Origin of the sequence: Catellatospora aurea (assembly GCF_042663325.1) — a bacterium.
In the GTDB taxonomy this organism is placed as follows: domain Bacteria; phylum Actinomycetota; class Actinomycetes; order Mycobacteriales; family Micromonosporaceae; genus Catellatospora; species Catellatospora aurea.
Genome location: NZ_JBHTAC010000007.1, coordinates 55,228 through 71,470, shown reverse-complemented (window position 1 = coordinate 71,470; position 16,243 = coordinate 55,228). Strand labels below are relative to the sequence as shown.

The 16,243-nt window shown below is 71.6% G+C and carries 17 protein-coding genes and 1 tRNA gene; 15 read left to right on the top strand and 3 right to left on the bottom strand.

Annotated features, from left to right (window positions below):
- The first annotated feature begins 3 nt into the window (after nucleotides 1–3).
- The 4 genes from ACFQO7_RS09325 to ACFQO7_RS09310 are packed head-to-tail and all read left to right on the top strand — an operon-like array spanning nucleotide 4 to nucleotide 4,384.
- Nucleotides 4–1,392: an MFS transporter gene (locus tag ACFQO7_RS09325; RefSeq protein WP_376806000.1), complete on the top strand. Its 1,389-nt coding sequence runs from the start codon at nucleotides 4–6 to the stop codon at nucleotides 1,390–1,392.
- Between the two features lie 43 nt (nucleotides 1,393–1,435).
- Nucleotides 1,436–2,455 (top strand): hypothetical protein, encoded by a 1,020-nt coding sequence (locus ACFQO7_RS09320; RefSeq protein ID WP_361045031.1) that lies wholly within the window; start codon nucleotides 1,436–1,438, stop codon nucleotides 2,453–2,455.
- Nucleotides 2,456–2,503: 48 nt separating this feature from the next.
- Nucleotides 2,504–3,025: an NADH-quinone oxidoreductase subunit B gene (locus ACFQO7_RS09315; RefSeq protein ID WP_376805999.1), complete on the top strand. Its 522-nt coding sequence runs from the start codon at nucleotides 2,504–2,506 to the stop codon at nucleotides 3,023–3,025.
- Nucleotides 3,026–3,076: 51 nt separating this feature from the next.
- The gene (locus ACFQO7_RS09310; RefSeq protein ID WP_376805998.1) at nucleotides 3,077–4,384 is read left to right on the top strand and encodes a DUF2252 domain-containing protein; all 1,308 of its coding nucleotides are present in this window, start codon (nucleotides 3,077–3,079) and stop codon (nucleotides 4,382–4,384) included.
- 10 nt (nucleotides 4,385–4,394) lie between these two features.
- On the opposite strand, the gene ACFQO7_RS09305 is transcribed toward ACFQO7_RS09310, so the two are convergent.
- Nucleotides 4,395–5,207: a hypothetical protein gene (locus ACFQO7_RS09305; protein WP_376805997.1), complete on the bottom strand. Its 813-nt coding sequence runs from the start codon at nucleotides 5,205–5,207 to the stop codon at nucleotides 4,395–4,397.
- Complete coding sequence (locus tag ACFQO7_RS09300) at nucleotides 5,200–5,700, bottom strand: SigE family RNA polymerase sigma factor (RefSeq protein ID WP_376805996.1); 501 nt, start codon at nucleotides 5,698–5,700, stop codon at nucleotides 5,200–5,202. The genes ACFQO7_RS09305 and ACFQO7_RS09300 overlap by 8 nt, the downstream gene beginning before the upstream one ends.
- Nucleotides 5,701–5,831: 131 nt before the next feature.
- Between ACFQO7_RS09300 and ACFQO7_RS09295 the strand changes: the two genes are divergently transcribed.
- From ACFQO7_RS09295 to htpX, 9 genes are all read left to right on the top strand, one after another.
- Nucleotides 5,832–6,392, top strand: a complete 561-nt coding sequence (locus tag ACFQO7_RS09295) for an NADH-quinone oxidoreductase subunit C (protein WP_376805995.1) — start codon at nucleotides 5,832–5,834, stop codon at nucleotides 6,390–6,392.
- A complete protein-coding gene (locus tag ACFQO7_RS09290) occupies nucleotides 6,389–7,345 on the top strand; it encodes a complex I subunit 1/NuoH family protein (protein ID WP_376805994.1) in 957 nt (318 codons plus the stop codon). Before ACFQO7_RS09295 ends, ACFQO7_RS09290 begins: the two co-directional genes overlap by 4 nt.
- 115 nt (nucleotides 7,346–7,460) lie before the next feature.
- Nucleotides 7,461–7,970 carry a NuoI/complex I 23 kDa subunit family protein gene (locus ACFQO7_RS09285; RefSeq protein WP_120317202.1) on the top strand — a complete coding sequence of 170 codons (510 nt, stop codon included), beginning with the start codon at nucleotides 7,461–7,463 and terminating at the stop codon, nucleotides 7,968–7,970.
- Nucleotides 7,967–8,506, top strand: coding sequence for an NADH-quinone oxidoreductase subunit J family protein (locus tag ACFQO7_RS09280; protein ID WP_376805993.1), 540 nt, complete (start codon nucleotides 7,967–7,969; stop codon nucleotides 8,504–8,506). The genes ACFQO7_RS09285 and ACFQO7_RS09280 overlap by 4 nt, the downstream gene beginning before the upstream one ends.
- Nucleotides 8,506–8,862, top strand: coding sequence for an NADH-quinone oxidoreductase subunit NuoK (nuoK, locus tag ACFQO7_RS09275; protein ID WP_376806101.1), 357 nt, complete (start codon nucleotides 8,506–8,508; stop codon nucleotides 8,860–8,862). The genes ACFQO7_RS09280 and nuoK overlap by 1 nt, the downstream gene beginning before the upstream one ends.
- Nucleotides 8,859–10,628: an NADH-quinone oxidoreductase subunit 5 family protein gene (locus ACFQO7_RS09270; RefSeq protein ID WP_376805992.1), complete on the top strand. Its 1,770-nt coding sequence runs from the start codon at nucleotides 8,859–8,861 to the stop codon at nucleotides 10,626–10,628. Before nuoK ends, ACFQO7_RS09270 begins: the two co-directional genes overlap by 4 nt.
- 22 nt (nucleotides 10,629–10,650) lie before the next feature.
- A complete protein-coding gene (locus ACFQO7_RS09265; protein WP_376805991.1) occupies nucleotides 10,651–12,129 on the top strand; it encodes a complex I subunit 4 family protein in 1,479 nt (492 codons plus the stop codon).
- Between the two features lie 11 nt (nucleotides 12,130–12,140).
- On the top strand, nucleotides 12,141–13,646 hold the full coding sequence (locus ACFQO7_RS09260) for an NADH-quinone oxidoreductase subunit N (protein ID WP_376806100.1): 1,506 nt from the start codon (nucleotides 12,141–12,143) through the stop codon (nucleotides 13,644–13,646).
- 289 nt (nucleotides 13,647–13,935) lie between these two features.
- Nucleotides 13,936–14,811 carry a zinc metalloprotease HtpX gene (gene htpX / locus ACFQO7_RS09255; protein ID WP_376805990.1) on the top strand — a complete coding sequence of 292 codons (876 nt, stop codon included), beginning with the start codon at nucleotides 13,936–13,938 and terminating at the stop codon, nucleotides 14,809–14,811.
- A gap of 208 nt (nucleotides 14,812–15,019) precedes the next feature.
- On the opposite strand, the gene ACFQO7_RS09250 is transcribed toward htpX, so the two are convergent.
- Nucleotides 15,020–15,514: a YajQ family cyclic di-GMP-binding protein gene (locus ACFQO7_RS09250; RefSeq protein WP_360536096.1), complete on the bottom strand. Its 495-nt coding sequence runs from the start codon at nucleotides 15,512–15,514 to the stop codon at nucleotides 15,020–15,022.
- Nucleotides 15,515–15,640: 126 nt separating this feature from the next.
- On the opposite strand from ACFQO7_RS09250, the gene ACFQO7_RS09245 reads away from it, so the two are divergent.
- Together ACFQO7_RS09245 and ACFQO7_RS09240 are read left to right on the top strand one after the other, a co-directional pair.
- Nucleotides 15,641–15,724: transfer RNA gene (locus ACFQO7_RS09245), tRNA-Tyr, on the top strand.
- 180 nt (nucleotides 15,725–15,904) lie between these two features.
- The gene (locus ACFQO7_RS09240; RefSeq protein ID WP_376805989.1) at nucleotides 15,905–16,105 is read left to right on the top strand and encodes a hypothetical protein; all 201 of its coding nucleotides are present in this window, start codon (nucleotides 15,905–15,907) and stop codon (nucleotides 16,103–16,105) included.
- Nucleotides 16,106–16,243: the final 138 nt, after the last annotated feature.

Genomic DNA, 16,243 nt, shown 5'->3' with positions numbered 1-16,243 from the left:
CTCATGACATCCAGTGTGGAGGTGATGGAGGCCCCGGACGAAGCGCTTCCCACTCGAGTGCGAGTCGGATATTCGCTCGGCTCCCTGGTGACCGGTGCTTTCGGCACCGTCCCGGGCCTGCTGCTGCTGCCGTACCTGACCGACACCCTGGGTGTCGCGGCCGGCCTGGCGGGACTGCTCGTGCTGCTCCCCAAGGCCTGGGACGTCATGCTCAACCCCGTGGTCGGCCGGATCTCGGACCGCACCCAGACCCGCTGGGGCGCCCGCCGCCCCTACCTGCTCTTCGCCGGCCTCGGCATGGCCGTGCTGTTCGCGCTGCTGTTCATGGCCCCGTTCGGCGACGGCGGCCAGGCGGGCCTGTACGTCGCGGTGATGTTCCTGCTCACGGCCACCGCGTTCGCGTTCTTCCAGGTGCCCTACGTCGCCATGCCCGCCGAGATGACCGGCTCCTACTCCGAGCGCACCCGGCTGATGACCTGGCGGGTCGCGCTGCTGGCCACCTCGATCCTGGTCTCCGGCGCGATGGCCCCGATCATCCGCGACGCGATGGGCGGCGGCCTGCCCGGCTACCGCTGGATGGCGCTGTTCGTCGCGACGATCATGGTGGCCGGCACCCTGATCGTCTTCGTGAGCACCCGCTCCGCCCCGACCGGCACCATCACCGCCAGCGAGCCGTCACTGCGCGCCCAGCTCAAGGTGGTCGCCGCGAACCGGCCGTTCCGGGTGCTGGTCGCCTGCTTCGTGGCCCAGTCGACCGGGGTGGCCTGCATGCTCGGCGGCGTCGAGTACTTCGCCAAGCACGTGCTCGGCGACGCGGGCACCACCACCGCCCTGTTCGTGGTCGTGGTCAGCCCGGCGCTGTTCGTGATGCCGCTCTGGCGGCGGGTCGGCGAGCGCCTCGGCAAGCTCAAGGGCTACGTGGTCGCCTCGATCACGCTCACCGTGGCGACGCTCGCGCTCGCGGCCGCCCCACTGCTGCCGCACTGGACGATCTACTCGATCATCGCGGTGATGGGCTTCGGCTACGCCGGCCAGCAGCTGTTCGGCCTGTCGATGCTGCCCGACTGCATCGCTTACGACACCGCGCGGACCGGCAAGCGGCAGGCGGGGGTGTTCACCGGGGTGTGGACCGCGGGGGAGACCCTGGGCCTGGCGCTGGGGCCGTTCATCTTCGGCATCGTGCTCCAGCTCTTCGGTTACATCTCCACCACCGCAGGTGAGACGGTCGCGCAGAGCGATCTCGCGAAGACGGGAGTGCTGCTCGGGTTCACCGTGGTGCCGGGTCTTATCGTGGGCATCGCGCTGGTGCTGCTGCGCGGGTACGACCTCGGCGGCGACCCGGCCGTCACCGAGAACCGCGAACCGCTGCCCGCGGCGGCTCCGGCCAGCTAGCTCCACATCTCGCGGACAGACCTCAGGGGAGGGTGCACGCCACATGTTCGTGCAGCAGGTTCAGCGGTTCCACCAGCTCATCCTCGGCCAGGATGTGAACTCCGCGCTGGCCGCGGTGGCACCGCTGGTGCAGGCCGCGCGGCTCGCCCCGGCGCACGAGCTGACCCCGGCGGTGACCCACCTCGCCCCGGCCATCGGGGCGGCGCCGATCCCGTTCGTCGCGGCCACCGCGGCCACCGCCGCGGGCGCGCTGGTCGAGCTGGGCGGCTCGCCCGGCCCGCTCACCCGGATCGTGCTGGAGCGCCTCGGCAGCGCGCTGACCGGCACGCACGCGTTCATCGACGCCTGGCTGGCGTACGGCGGCGGCCGGCCGCTGCCGGAGCGCACGCAGATGGACATCACCGTGGCGACCGGACTGCTCGCCTCGCAGCTCGGCCCGGACCGGGCGATGCCGCTGGTCGCGGCGTGGCGCGACGCTCCGCACTGGGCGCTGGCCGCGGTGGCCTGCCTGCACCACGCCGACGCGCGGGCCCAGCTCGGCGACCGTGCCCCCTGGACCGCGCAGGTCGACCCGCTGCACTCGGCCGCGCCCGCGTTCATGCGGCTCATCCTCGCGCTGCGCATCATCGACGAGCACCTGCTGGTGCTGCACCGGCCGACCCGGCGCGGGGCGATGGTGTTCGTCAGCGGCGTGGCCGACAACTTCCAGCTGCAGACGCTGCTCGCCGACGCGCTCATCGGCGCGGGCCTGGTGCAGGGCAAGCGGCCCGACGCCCGCTGGGTCAGCGCGTTCCAGCACGGGCCGGACGGCACCGTGCTGGAGCATGTGGACGACGCCTTCCACCTCACCGACGCGACCGGCGCGACCATGCGCAACGAGGCCGGCCCGGCCGACATCGCCGTGGTCAGCGGCTCGCGCATCCTGGTGCTGGACGACGCCCGCTACAGCCGCCACTGGCGGCCGGGCCGCCGTTTCCCGATCACCGCGCAGGTCCGCGTCGACCGCATCCTGACCCAGGAGGAGGTCGAGGCGTGGTTGGGCTACGTCCCGCCGGTGGCGTGACGAGGACGCGCTGGGTCCGATCCGCCCGCAAGGTTTAGGCTTGCCGGTATGGCCCTGCCCGCGGTGCTCGGAGATCCGATCAAGTTCGTGCTGAACTGGGGTCGGCGCTACTCGCTGTGGGTGTTCAACTTCGGGCTGGCCTGCTGCGCGATCGAGTTCATCGCCAGCAGCATGGGGCGGCACGACTTCATGCGGCTGGGCGTGATCCCGTTCGCGCACGGCCCCCGCCAGGCCGACCTGATGGTCGTGTCGGGCACGGTCACCGACAAGATGGCCCCGGCCATCAAGCGGCTGTACGACCAGATGCCCGAGCCGAAGTACGTCATCTCCTTCGGCGCGTGCAGCAACTGCGGCGGGCCGTACTGGGACTCGTACTCGGTGACCAAGGGCGTGGACCAGATCATCCCGGTGGACGTGTACGTGCCCGGCTGCCCGCCCCGCCCCGAGGCGCTGCTGCACGGCATCCTGCGCCTGCAGGAGAAGATCGCCGCCGAGCAGTCCGGGTTCGGCGGCGTGCACCGCCCCGACCCGGCCGCGCTGACCGCCCCGATCGTGTCACCACCTGCCTGACCTGTCCTGTTTCTGCCGCCGCACGTTGCGACGGCGCGTTAGCGTCCACCCATGACGCGATCCGAGCAGATCCTGGATGTGCTGGTCACCGAGTTCGGGCCGCTGATGACGGCGGAGCCGGCCGCGTTCCGCCGCAAGTTCCGCAAGATGGCGTCCAGCGCGTTCGCGTTCTACCGCGGCAGCGCGTCGCTGTTCTACGCCGACATGACCGGGCAGTACGCCGACGACACGTTCCTGACCCCGCAGACCAGCCGGGTGTGGATCCACGGCGACCTGCACGCGGAGAACTTCGGCACCTACATGAACGCCGAGGGCGTGCTGGTCTTCAACGTCAACGACTTCGACGAGGCGTACGTCGGCCCGTTCCTGTGGGACCTGCGGCGGCTGTGCGCCAGCATCGCCCTGCTCGGTTACGCCAAAGCGCTGTCCGACGAGACCATCGGCTACCTGATCAAGGACTTCGCCGGGGCTTACCTGGCCGAGTTGCGCGCGATCGCGCTCGGCGGCGACGACGCCATCGGCTCGCTGACCCTGTCCACGACGACCGGCCCGCTGCACCGGGTGCTCCAGCAGGCCCGCCTGAACACCCGGGTGGACCTGCTGCAGGGCATGACCGTCATCGACCGGTACGAGCGGCGCTTCGTCGAGCGCGAGGGCGTGTTCCGGATCGACACGCCGACCCGGGCCGCGGTGGAGGAGGCCTTCCGCGGCTACCTCGGCACGCTCAACCCGCACCACGCGCACAACGGCCACACCGGCGTCGAGCGCACCATCAAGGACGTGGTGCTGCGCAAGGGCGTGGGCATCGGCTCGGCGGGGCTGCCGTCGTACAGCCTGCTGCTGGAGGGGCACACCCAGGCGCTGGAGAACGACGTGGTCGTCTACATGAAGCAGGCGCAGACCCCGGCCGTGGCCCGGCACATCGACGACGCCCGGGTACGCGGCTACTTCCTGCACCAGGGCCATCGCACCGCCGAGTCGCAGCGCGCCCTGCAGGCCGCCGCCGACGCCTGGCTGGGCTACACCGAGCTGGACGGGGTCGGGCAGCTCGTCGCCGAGGTCTCGCCGTACGCCGCCGACCTGGACTGGTCCGACGTCAACGAGCCCGACGAGCTGGTCAGCGTGGTGCGCGAGCTGGGCCGCGCGGTGGCCCGCATGCATTCGGTCGCCGACGACGAGTCGAGCCACGACCTGGTCGACTTCTCCACCGAGGAGGCGATCGTGGCCGAACTCGACCGGGACGAGGCGGGATTCGTCGGCGGCCTGGTCGAGTTCGCGCACGCGTACGGCGCCCAGGCCCGCGGCGACCACCAGCTCTTCGTCGATCTGTTCCGCAACGGCGCGATCCCGGGCGTGTGACGCCGCGGTCTCAGCAGTCTGCCGGCGGCACCAGGTAGTGGCGCAGGAAGACGCCCGTGGTGCGGCCCGGCGCCCACGACGGCAGGTCGAGGTGCTCGCCACGGGGGAACGTGTCGGGCAGCGTCGGGAGGCTGCCGAAGGAGAAGTAGCGATCGCCGGGGCAGCCGTACTCGCCGCCGAGCCGGCGGGTCCGGGTCGGCGACGCGGCGGTGAGCACGAAGTCGTCGCCGCCGGTGTACATCTGCACCTCCGCGTCGTAGGTGCGGTAGGACGCCCAGCTCACGTGGATCGCCCAGCCCTCGCAGAGCCGGTCCAGGTCGGCCGGGGCGATGCTGAACGTGATCGAGGCAGGGGCGGGCGTCGCCGCATTGGTGATCTGCGGGATCACGATGTCCACGCAGGCGGGCGGCGGCGGTGAGGGGGACGGGGAGGGGCTGGCGCCCGGGTCCGGGTTCACCACCGGCTGCCCGGTCGGCCGTGGCGTCGTTCCGGGTGACGGCGAGCCACCCGGGCCCGGTGACGGCACGGGGGTCGTCGACGGCAGGGCCGTCGGCGTCGCCGCGGGCCAGGACGGCGAGGCCGACGGGTCGACGGTCGGGCCCGTGGACGGGGTCGGCAGCAGCGGCGGCACCGGCGAGGTGGACCGCGGGATGAGGTTCGTGCCGAGGACGAGCGCCAGCGCCAGCACCACGGCCAACCCCGACACCCGCGTGACCCGGCGTCGCCGCAGCGTCCGGCGGGCGGCCTCGTGACCGGGGGGGCGCACGTGCGGCAGAGCGGCTCGGCCGGCGTCGGCGAGCAGGCGGCGTAGGTCGTCAGACACGGTCGACCTCCTCCGGGGCCAGCTCGGACAGCCGGTCGGCGAGGGTGGTCCGGGCCCGGTGCAGCCAGGACTTCACGGTGCCCTCGGCCACGCCGATCATCGCAGCGATCTCCGCGATCGGCAGATCCTCCAGATAGTGCAGGATCACCGCCTGTCGCTGGCGGGTGGGCAGGTCGGACAGCGCGGCCACGATGGCCACCCGGTCAGGTTCGGGGCCCGGCGCGGGCTCTTCGCGGTGCCCGCGGGAGGCGAGTTCGAGACCACGGCGCACGCGCCGCCAGCGGCTGGTGGCGATGTTCCAGGCGACCCGGCGCACCCACGCGGCCGGCTCGTCGTACGTGGACACGGTCGACCATCGGGCCAGCGCACGGATCATGGCTTCCTGCACCACGTCCTGGGCTTCGGCAAGGTCCCCGGTGTACACGTACAGCGCGGCGGCGAGCTTCTGGAACGACGCGCTGTAGAACTCCGCGAACTCGCGGTGTTCGGTCACGGGCAGCTCCAGGGGTGTCAGAAATCCGCCGCAGCATAGCGGGTCTGATCAAAGGCCCCGCAGGGCCGTTCGGACGGTCGCCGCCGGTGAGGTGGGGCATGGTGGGCGGTCGCGGGCATAGGATGCCGGGCATGACGCCGGAGGAGATCGGAGCGCGCCTGGCGGAGGCCGTCGCGGGCGCACAGGCGGGCGTGTCGGGCGGCGGACCGTACGCCCGCGCGGTCGTCGACGTGCCCGCCGGATCCTGGCTGCCCGCGTTGACCGCCGCGCGCGACGAGCTGGGCTGCGACTTCTTCGACTGGCTGTCGGCCGTGGACGAGCTGGACGCGGGCTACGACGTGGTCGCGCACCTGTGGTCGACGAGCGCCCGGCACGGCGTGCTGGTGCGCACCCGGGTGCCGGTGGACGGGGCGTCGCTCGCGTCGGCCGTGGACGTGTACCCCGGCGCGGCGTGGCACGAGCGGGAGACGTACGAGATGTTCGGCATCGGGTTCCCCGGCCCGCTGGAGCCGCTGCTGCTGCCTCCCGAGTTCGAGGGCCACCCGCTGCGCAAGAGCTTCGTGCTGGCCAGCCGGGTCGCCAAGCCGTGGCCCGGGGCCAAGGAGCCGGGCGAGTCGGAGACCGGCTCCAAGCGCCAGGCGATCCGCCCGCCGGGCGTGCCCGCGCCGGGGGAGTGGGGTCCGACGGCATGACCTGGGAATTGATCTTGAGGGTGGCGCTGGTGGCGGTGGCGTTTTTGACGCTGCCGCTGCTGGTCGGCCAGACCGAGCACAAGGTGATGGCGCACATGCAGGCCCGGCTGGGCCCGATGTACGCGGGCGCGTTCCACGGCTGGGCGCAGCTGATCGCCGACGGTGTGAAGTTCGCGCAGAAGGAGGACGTGACCCCGCGCGCCGCGGACGGCCCCGTGTTCCGGCTCGCGCCCGCCGTGGCGCTGCTGCCGTACCTGCTGGTGCTGCTGGTCATCCCGCTCGGGCCCGGTGACCTGGTCGGGCAGCAGCTCGACGTGGGCCTGTTCTTCGTGCTGGCCGTCGTCGGCGTGGGCGTGATCGCGGTGCTCATGGCGGCGTGGGCCTCGGCCAACAAGTACTCGCTGCTGGGCGGCCTGCGCGCGGCGGCCCAGCTGCTCGGGTACGAGCTGCCGTTCGTGCTGTCGGCGGCGAGCGTCGCGATGGCCGCGGGCACGCTCAGCCTGCCCGGCATCGTGGCCGCGTGGGAGCCGTGGTGGCTGCTGTGGCAGCTGCCCGCGACGATCGTCTTCTTCGTGTCGGGGCTGGCCGAGATCCGCCGCCCCCCGTTCGACATGCCGATCGCCGACTCCGAACTGGTCTTCGGCTACATGACCGAGTACACCGGCCTGCGCTTCGCGTTCTTCCTGCTCGCCGAGTACGTCGGCATCGTGGTCATCTCGGCGCTGACCGCGGCGCTGTTCCTCGGCGGCTGGCACGGCCCGTGGGCCGAGTCGGTCGGCTGGTTGTGGATGCTGCTCAAGACCGGCGCGGTGGCGTTCGTCGTGATCTGGCTGCGGGTCTCCTGGCCCCGGCTGCGCGAGGACCAGCTGCAGCGCCTGTGCTGGCTGGTCCTGGTGCCCCTGGCACTGGCCCAGCTGGTGCTGACCGCCGGCGTCCGCGTGGCGCTGAGCTGACCTGCTACTCGCGTGGTGACTCCTCAAACGGCAGGATGAGAGACATGAGCGAGCGCAGCGAGCGAATCATGAGCACAGTTACTCGTGCCGCCGACGAGCGCAGCGAGGAGAAGGCATGAGCATTCCGGGTGCGGGACTCGGCAAGGGTCTGGCGGTCACGCTGAAGACCCTGGTGACCCCGTCGACGACGCAGCAGTATCCGGACGTGGCCCCCGAGCTGCCGCCGCGCTCCCGGGGCGTGATCGCCCTGCGCGAGGAGAACTGCACGGTGTGCATGCTGTGCTCGCGCGAGTGCCCGGACTGGTGCATCTACATCGACTCGCACAAGGAGGAGGTCGTGGTGCCGGGCGCGGCCCGCCCCCGGCAGCGCAACGTCCTCGACCGGTTCGACATCGACTTCTCCCTGTGCATGTACTGCGGCATCTGCATCGAGGTGTGCCCGTTCGACGCCCTCTACTGGTCGCCGGAGTTCGAGTACGCCGAGTACGACATCCGCGACCTGATGCACGACAAGGACCGGCTGGGCGAGTGGATGGCCACCGTGCCGCCGCCGCCCCCGCACGATCCGCTCGGTGAGCCGTCGAAGGAGGAGACCGCCGTGGCCAAGCGCGCGAGCGCCTCGTGACGTTGCAGGACGTGCTGCTGTCGGTGGCCGGCCTGGTCGCGGTGGCGGGTGGGCTCGCGGTGGTGACCACCAAGCAGCTGGTACGGGCCGGCCTGTGGCTGGTCGTCGCGCTGGGCGCGGTCGCCGTGGAGTTCCTGCTGCTCGGCGCGGAGTTCGCGGCCTGGGTGCAGGTGCTCATCTACGTCGGCGCGGTGGTCGTGCTGCTGCTGTTCGCGGTGATGCTGACCCGCGCGCCGATCGGCCGCAGCACCGACCTGGACCGCCCGGCCCTGCCTGCGGCGCTGGTCGGCGCGGCCTCCGGGCTGGGCCTGTCGGCGCTGTTCATCGCCGTGTTCGGGCAGTTCCGGGTCACCCCGCCCGCGGTCGGCACGGCCGAGCGCATCGGCGGGTCGATCTTCGACGACTGGGTGCTGCCGTTCGAGGTGCTGTCGATCCTGCTGCTGGCCGCGCTGGTCGGCGCGATCGTGCTGTCGCGCCCGTCCGCCCCGCCGGCCGACACTCTGCCCGACGCGGTCGCGCAGGGGAGCAGCCGATGATCCGTCCGGTGATCCCGCTGGTGACCGCGGCGCTGCTGTTCGGGCTCGGCGCGTACGGCGTGCTGCGGCGGCGCAACGCGGTGCTGGTGCTGATGTCGGTCGAGCTGATGCTCAACGCGGTGAACCTGATCCTGGTCACCGGCGACACCCTGCGCGAGCAGGTGACCGGCCAGGTGTTCGCGCTGTTCGTCATCGTCATCGCGGCGGCCGAGGTGGGCGTCGGCCTGGCGCTGGTGCTGCGGCTGTTCCGGCTGCGCCAGGACATCAACACCGACCAGGTGGCGCTCGACGACGAGCCGCGCGCCGCCGCGCCGTCCGAGGAGCCCGCGCTCGCGCAGGCCGGGGAGCAGGCATGATCGCGACTCTGGTGCTCGCTCCGCTGGTCTGCGGGCTGGTCGGGCTGCTGCTGCCGATGCGCAACCGGCCGCTGGGCGCGGCCCTGGGCATCGCCGGTGCGGCGGTCAGCCTGGCGCTGACGGTGCTGCTGCTGGCCGACGGCACGCGGGGCGAGTTCTCGGCGACCTGGGTGCGCTTCGGTGACCTCGGGGCGACGCTGACCGCGCTGGTCGACACCCGCGCGCTGCTGATGTCCCTGGCGGTCGGCGTGGTCGCGCTGTGCGTGCAGGTGTACTCGGTGGGCTACCTGGCCGGGGACGGGCGCTACGGCCCGTACGCCGCGCAGATCTCGATCTTCACCGGCGCGATGCTGACCGTGGTGTTCTCCGGCGACCTGATCTCCCTGCTGATCGGCTGGGAGGTGATGGGCGCCTGCTCGTACCTGCTCATCGCGCACGACCGCACGCTGCCCGAGGCGCCCGCCGCCGCGGTGAAGGCGTTCCTGGTCACCCGGGTCGGCGACGTCGGCTTCCTGCTCGGCATCGTGCTGCTGGGCGTCACCGCGGGCAGCTTCCGGATCACGGAGGTGCTGGCGGCCGTCCCGGCGATGTCCGGCGCGACGGTGACCACGGCGGCCCTGCTGCTGCTCGCCGGGGTGGCCGGCAAGAGCGCGCAGTTCCCACTGCACACCTGGTTGCCCGACGCGATGGCCGGCCCGACGCCGATCTCGGCGCTCATCCACGCCGCCACCATGGTCGCCGCCGGTGTGTACGTGGTAGCCCGCCTTTTCCCTGTTTTCGCGGCTTCCCCGACGGCGCTGGCCGTGATGGCGGCCATGGCCGGGATCACGCTGCTGCTCGGCGCGCTGGCCGCGACCGCCGCCGACGACATCAAACGCGTGCTGGCCTGGTCGACGGTGTCGCAGCTCGGCTACATGATGGCCGCGCTGTCCGCGAAGGCCGTCGACGCGGCGATGTTCCACCTGCTGGCCCACGCCGCGTTCAAGGCGCTGCTGTTCCTGTGCGCGGGTTCGGTGATCCACGCGGTGGGCAGCAACCTGATGTCGCGCATGGGCGGGCTGCGCAAGGACATGCCACTGACCTTCTGGACGATGACCATCGGCCTCGGCGCGCTGGTCGGCCTGCCGCCGTTCGTGGGCTTCTTCAGCAAGGAGGCCGTCGTCGGCGCGCTGCACACCCAGCCCGCGCTGTGGCTGGCCGCGCTGCTCGGCGTCGCGCTCACCGCCTGGTACTCCACCCGCCTGTGGCTGCTGACCTTCTTCGGCCCGGCCCGCGACAGCGCGGTGCACGCGCACGAGCCCGGCTGGGCCATGCGCGCCCCGCTGCTGCTGCTCGCCGTGCCCGCGGCGGGCCTGGGCATCGGCGCGCTGGTCGCCGACTACGAACTGGCCCACCTGGGCGTCGAGCTGGTGCTGCCACTGGTCCTGGCCGTGCTCGGCGTGGCCGCCGCCTGGTGGGGCTGGCGTCGCGCCGACGCCGGTGACCCGGCGGCGGTGCTCGGCCAGGCCGGACCGTTCCTGGCGAGCGGCCTCGGCCTGGACACGGTGCAGGACACCCTCGTGGTCCGGCCGGTGCGGGCCCTGTCGAAGGCGGTCACCGCGGTCGACGTGTCCGGCGTGGACGGTGCGGTCAACGGCCTCGGCCGGGCGACCGCCGGGGCCGGAGCCGGGCTGGCGGCCTGGCATCGCGCGGCGCTGCCCCGGGCGCTGGCCGGGGTGCTGATCGGCGCGGTGCTGGTGACGGTGACGGCGGTGGTGTTCGCATGAGCGAGGACTTCGAGGTGGCGGCATGAACACTTCCGCGTTGCTGCTGATCGGGTCGTTGGCGGTGCCGCTGGTCGGCGCCGTCGCCGCGCTGCTCGTGCGTGGTCGCGGCGGCACGATCGTGGCGACCGTCGGTGCCGCGCTCACCCTGCTGCTGACCGCGCCGCTGGTGCTCGGCCGGGAGACCGCCCGGCCATCCGGGCTGTGGCACGAGGTCGACAAGCCATGGGTGCCCGACCTGCAACTGCGGCTGCACCTGGGCGTGGACGGCATCTCGTACCCCCTGGTCGTGCTGACCGCGTTGCTCACCCTGCTGTGCTGCGGCTACCTGCTGTGGCAGCGGCCGGAGCGGGCCAACCAGCTCGCCGCGCTGCTGCTGGTGATCGAGGTAGGCATCCTCGGCACCTTCCTCGCCGTCAACCTGGTGCTGTTCTTCCTCGCGTTCGAGGTGGTGCTGCTGCCGATGGCGGCGGTCATCGCGGGCTGGGGCGGCCCGGCCCGGCGCGCGGCGGCACTGAAGTTCGCGCTCTACACGCTGGCCGGGTCGGTGCTGCTGCTGGTCGGCGTGGTCGCCGTGGTGACGCAGACCGGCACCGCCGACATCGCCCGGCTCACCACCGAGCAGGGCCTGCTGTCGCACGACGCCCAGCTGTGGATCTTCGGGCTGTTCGCGGTCGCGTTCGCCGTGAAGAGCCCGCTGTGGCCGCTGCACACCTGGCTGCCCGACGCGCACACCGAGGCCCCGACCGTCGGCAGCGTCATCCTGGCCGGGGTGCTGCTGAAGATGGGCACGTACGGCCTGATCCGGGTCGGGGTCGGCGTGACACCGGAGGGCGCCGCGGCGTTCGCGCCCGCGCTGGGCGTGCTCGCGGTCGCCGCGATCCTGATCGGGTCACTGGTCTGCCTGTCCCAGACCGAGGTCAAACGCCTCATCGCGTACTCCTCCGTCGGGCACATGGGTTTCGTGCTGCTCGGCATCGCCACCCTCAACGAGATTGGCCTGCAGGCCGCGCTGATCGGCAACATCGCCCACGGCCTGCTCACCGGCCTGCTGTTCTTCCTGGCCGGCGCGATCAAGGACCGGGCGCACACCGGCCTGCTCGCCGACCTGGGCGGGTTGCGCGAACGCCAGCCCTGGCTGGCCGGCGTGCTCGGCTTCGCCGCCCTCGGCAGCCTCGGCCTGCCCGGCCTCGCCGGGTTCTGGGGCGAGGCGTTCGCCGTGGTCGCCGCCGTGCGGCGGGACGGCACGCTGTGGACCGTGCTGGCGGTGCTGGCCGCGATCGGCGGCGCGCTGACCGCGGCGTACCTGCTGCGCCTGCTGCGCCGGGTCAGCCACGGCCCGCAGGCGGCGGCGCTGGCGGGCGCACCCGAGGCCCGCGTCCCGGAACTGGTCGCCTGGTCGCCGCTGGTGGCCCTGGCACTGCTGCTCGGCGTGATGCCGATGCTGGTGCTGGGCATGTCCGCCGACGCGGTGGCCGCACTGACGAGAGCGGTGGCGCCGTGAACCTGCAACTGATGCTGCCCCTGCTGGTCGCCGCCGGGACCGCCCTCGCGGTGCTGGTGGTGGATCTGATCACGCAGCCGCGCTGGCGCTGGCCGCTCGGCGTCGGACTGCTCGGCGCACTGGCGACCGCCGTGACCGCGGCCTTCACCGAGCCGCGCCAGATCGGCACCTTCTGCGCCGGTCTCGCCGCCCCCGGCAGCGACGCGATCATGCCGGTGGACTGCGCGCTCGTCTTCGACTCCCGGGCCCGCCTGGTGGCGGTGCTGGTGGCGGCGCTGACCGTCGGCGCACTGCTGCTCTACGTCCCGGCGCTGCGCCGCGGCGACGCCCCCGCGGGCGAGACGGTCTTCCTGTTCGCGTGCGCGATGACCGGCGGCGTCGCCCTCGCCTCCGCGGGCGACCTGATCACCCTGATCGTGGCGCTGGAGACACTCACCATCCCGCTGTACGCCCTGGTGGCGCTGCACCGGCGGCGGGCGGGCGAGGCCGCGGCGGCCGCGGTGACCTTCTTCGCCAACAGCGTCGCCGCGACCGCGGTGACCCTGCTCGGCGCGGCGCTGCTCTACCTCGCCTCGGGCACCGTGCAGCTGCGCGGCCTGGTCTCCGCGCCGCTGTTCGCCACCGGGCAGTGGCGTCCCGTCGCGCTCACCGGCCTTGCGCTGATCCTGGTCGGCCTCGGCTTCAAGGTCGCCGCGGCGCCCTTGCACGCCTGGGCCCCGGCCACCTACGAGGGCGCGCCCGTGCCCGTCGCCGCGTTCCTGTCCACCGCCTCGAAGCTGGGCGGCGTGGTGGCGATCCTGATCGTCGTCGACGGCGTGCTGGCCACCGGCGCGGCCGGCGACGACCGCAGCATGTTCATCACCGCCGGCATCACCCTGGCCGTGCTGGCCGCCCTGTCGATGCTGATCGGCACCCTGGTCGCCCTGCGCCAGCGGCGCACCGTACGCCTGCTCGCCTGGTCCTCGATCGCGCAGGCCGGGTTCATCCTCGCGCCGCTGGGCGGGCTCACCGGGCTGGCGCTGGCCGGTCAGGCCGACGGGCTGCTCGACGCCGCGCTCGAGTACACCGTCTTCTTCCTGGTCCTGGAGCTCGCCGCGTTCAGCGCGGTGGTGGCGCTGCGCCCGGACGCGGCGGACGGCGGCAGCCTGGCCGACCTGCGCGGCCTCGGCCGCACCGCGCCCTGGCGGGCCGCCGCGCTGACCTTCGCCCTGGTTGGCCTGGCCGGCCTGCCACCGATGCTGGCCGGCCTCTTCGCCAAGATCACGGTGATCCAGGCGCTGCTGCGCGTCGACTCCTACCGGCTCGCCCTGCTGGTCGCCCTGGTCTCCGTCATCGGCCTAGCCGTGTACTGGCGACCCGTCGCGGCGCTCTACGGCGCGGCCGACGGGTCCGATGCCGGCCCGGCCGCCCGCGTGGCGTGGGCCCCCGTCGCGGCCCTCGGCCTGGCCACCGCGGCGGGGCTGCTGCTGACCATCGATCCGCAACTGGTCTACAGCGTGGTCACCGCCTGGCGGTGACCACGCTGCGGCCGCGGTCCGGCGCTCGAGCGCGCCCGGCCCGCGTGAGCGATGCGTCGTGTGCGCCGCCATATCGATTTTGATGTGGCCACATCAAAATCGATATGAACCGCCGTCCCGAGTGACCCTGCCGCGAGGCGGCTGATCTGCCTTGAACCGGGCAAGCCACTCACAACGGATAACATGAACTTTCAGCATGTTCACAGCCCGCAGCGGGAACGTGGATGCCAGGAGCACTGGTTGCACCAGATGCGCGGCACACCCACCGCGCCATTCGTGGAGGGAAGGCATGCACAGCCACAACGGCCTGAAGACGGCAGCCCTGCTGGGACTGCTGACAGCGATCATCCTCGGCATCGGCTACTGGTTCGGGGGCAGCACCGGCCTGTTCATCGCCGTCATCGTGTCGCTGCTCATGAACGGTGTGAGCTACTTCTTCTCCGACAAGCTCGCACTGCGCTCGATGCGCGCCCAACCGGTCAGCGAGGCCGATTTTCCCCAGCTCTACCAGATGGTGCGGGAACTTGCCCAGCAGGCCGGACAGCCCATGCCCCGCCTGTACGTCAGCCCGACCATGCAGCCCAACGCCTTCGCCACCGGCCGCAACCCGCAGCACGCGGCGGTCGCGGTCACCGAGGGCATCACCCGCATCCTCGACTACCGCGAACTGCGCGCCGTCATCGGCCACGAGCTGTCGCACGTCTACAACCGCGACATCCTCATCTCCAGCGTCGCCGGAGCGCTGGCCGGCATCATCACCATGCTGGCCAACCTCGCCTGGTTCATCCCGCTCGGCGGCGACGACGAGGACGGGCCCAACCCGCTGGCCCTGATGATGATGCTGATCCTCGGCCCGCTGGCCGCCACGATCATCCAGCTCGCCATCAGCCGCAGCCGCGAGTTCCAGGCCGACGCCTCGGGCGCGCAGCTGACGAACGACCCGCTGGCCCTGGCCAGCGCCCTCAAGAAGATCCACATGGGGGTGCAGCAGATGCCGCTGCCCGCCGACGGGCAGCTCGCCAGCTCCGCCCACCTGATGATCGACAACCCGCTGAAGGGCGGCGGCATCGCGTCGCTGTTCTCCACGCACCCGCCGATGGAGGAGCGGGTCCGGCGCCTGGAGGCCATGGCCGCCAGCTCCGGCCCCATCCAGTACATGCGCTGACGCAGCACCGAAAAGGCCCCGCCACACGGCGGGGCCTTTTCGTGTTCTCAACGTTTGGACCCCCGCGCTTCCGGGGCGTAACCAGCGCCTCGGACCCCCGCGAGGGCGGGACCAACGTACGACACCCGTACGACAGAATCGCGGAGCTGTGCCGGGATCCTGGCGCTGTCTGCGTTGATGCAGGTGAGGGCCGTGATCCCGGCGACTGCTACCGGTAGTTGGTGAATTGGAGGGCGACCTCGAAGTCGGCTCCCTTGAGCAGGGCGATGACCTCCTGCAGGTCGTCCTTCTTCTTGCCGGTGACCCGGAGCTGGTCGCCCTGGATCTGCGCCTGGACGCCCTTGGGGCCCTCGTCGCGGATCTTCTTGGAGATGGCCTTCGCCTTCTCCTGGTCGATACCCTGAATGATCTTGCAGTCGATCTTGTAGACCTTGCCGGAGGACTTCGGCTCGCCGGCGTCCAGCGACTTCAGGGAGATGTTGCGCTTGATCAGCTTCTCCTTGAAGACGTCGAGCGCGGCCCTCGCCCGGTCCTCGGTGTTGGCCTGGACGGTCACGCCCTCCTCGCCGGCCCAGGCGATGGATGCTCCCGTGTCACGGAAGTCGAACCGCGTGCCCAGCTCCTTCTCGGCCTGGTGCAGAGCGTTGTCCACCTCCTGCCGATCAACCTTGCTGACGATGTCGAACGACGGGTTAGCTGCCATGCGTACCGTTTTAGCAGATCCGGCGGCGCGCCGTGCCCATGGTCCAACCCGCTTGCACATCGCTGCGGGCGTACCGCTATCCTTAGCGAGCCAACATCGCGTGCGGTGCTGGCAGCGCTGTTACCAGGCGGGTTGCCCGAGCGGCCAATGGGAGCGGACTGTAAATCCGTCGCGAAAGCTACAGAGGTTCGAATCCTCTACCCGCCACCAGCAGCAGGAACGCGGTTCTGACCAGCAAGAACGGTCGGAGCCGCGTTTCGTTTGGGGGGCGGTTGAGTCCGGCTGAGTCCGGCCGTCTACGGCTGTTCACGGGAACATGACGGGAACACCTCCGGTGCTGGTGAGATTCTGATCAGGCCCGAACTGGCGCAGACCACCTACCGTTTGCCCATGGAATGGTTGCTGATCCCCGCCGGCGTGCTCGGACTGCTGATCGTGGTTATGGTGATCATCGGGGCGAGGCGTAACAAGCACCGTAGTCACCTCGATCCCGCTCGCGACGTGTACTTCGGCGACCGTGAACCGCGCCCACCGCACGGTCCGTTCGGCTCGAACACCGCCGGTTCCGGAGGCGGCAGCAGCTCATTGTGACGGCTGATCAGTCGTTCGTCCTCCCGTCCTCCGTCCAGCACTGGAGCTGATCCCCTCGGACCGGCGGGCTCTGCCTAAGCACAGTTCGGGGTCCGGAGTACCTGTCGAGGCTTCAAGATTTTTTCTGCGTAGCGGTTA

Coding starts and splice junctions, on each gene's coding strand:
- ACFQO7_RS09325 (WP_376806000.1), top strand. CDS start 4: ATGACATCCAGTGTGGAGGTGATGGAGGCCCCGGACGAAGCGCTTCCC.
- ACFQO7_RS09320 (WP_361045031.1), top strand. CDS start 1,436: ATGTTCGTGCAGCAGGTTCAGCGGTTCCACCAGCTCATCCTCGGCCAG.
- ACFQO7_RS09315 (WP_376805999.1), top strand. CDS start 2,504: ATGGCCCTGCCCGCGGTGCTCGGAGATCCGATCAAGTTCGTGCTGAAC.
- ACFQO7_RS09310 (WP_376805998.1), top strand. CDS start 3,077: ATGACGCGATCCGAGCAGATCCTGGATGTGCTGGTCACCGAGTTCGGG.
- ACFQO7_RS09295 (WP_376805995.1), top strand. CDS start 5,832: ATGACGCCGGAGGAGATCGGAGCGCGCCTGGCGGAGGCCGTCGCGGGC.
- ACFQO7_RS09290 (WP_376805994.1), top strand. CDS start 6,389: ATGACCTGGGAATTGATCTTGAGGGTGGCGCTGGTGGCGGTGGCGTTT.
- ACFQO7_RS09285 (WP_120317202.1), top strand. CDS start 7,461: ATGAGCATTCCGGGTGCGGGACTCGGCAAGGGTCTGGCGGTCACGCTG.
- ACFQO7_RS09270 (WP_376805992.1), top strand. CDS start 8,859: ATGATCGCGACTCTGGTGCTCGCTCCGCTGGTCTGCGGGCTGGTCGGG.
- ACFQO7_RS09265 (WP_376805991.1), top strand. CDS start 10,651: ATGAACACTTCCGCGTTGCTGCTGATCGGGTCGTTGGCGGTGCCGCTG.
- ACFQO7_RS09260 (WP_376806100.1), top strand. CDS start 12,141: ATGCTGCCCCTGCTGGTCGCCGCCGGGACCGCCCTCGCGGTGCTGGTG.
- htpX (WP_376805990.1), top strand. CDS start 13,936: ATGCACAGCCACAACGGCCTGAAGACGGCAGCCCTGCTGGGACTGCTG.
- ACFQO7_RS09250 (WP_360536096.1), bottom strand. CDS start 15,514: ATGGCAGCTAACCCGTCGTTCGACATCGTCAGCAAGGTTGATCGGCAG.
- ACFQO7_RS09240 (WP_376805989.1), top strand. CDS start 15,905: ATGGAATGGTTGCTGATCCCCGCCGGCGTGCTCGGACTGCTGATCGTG.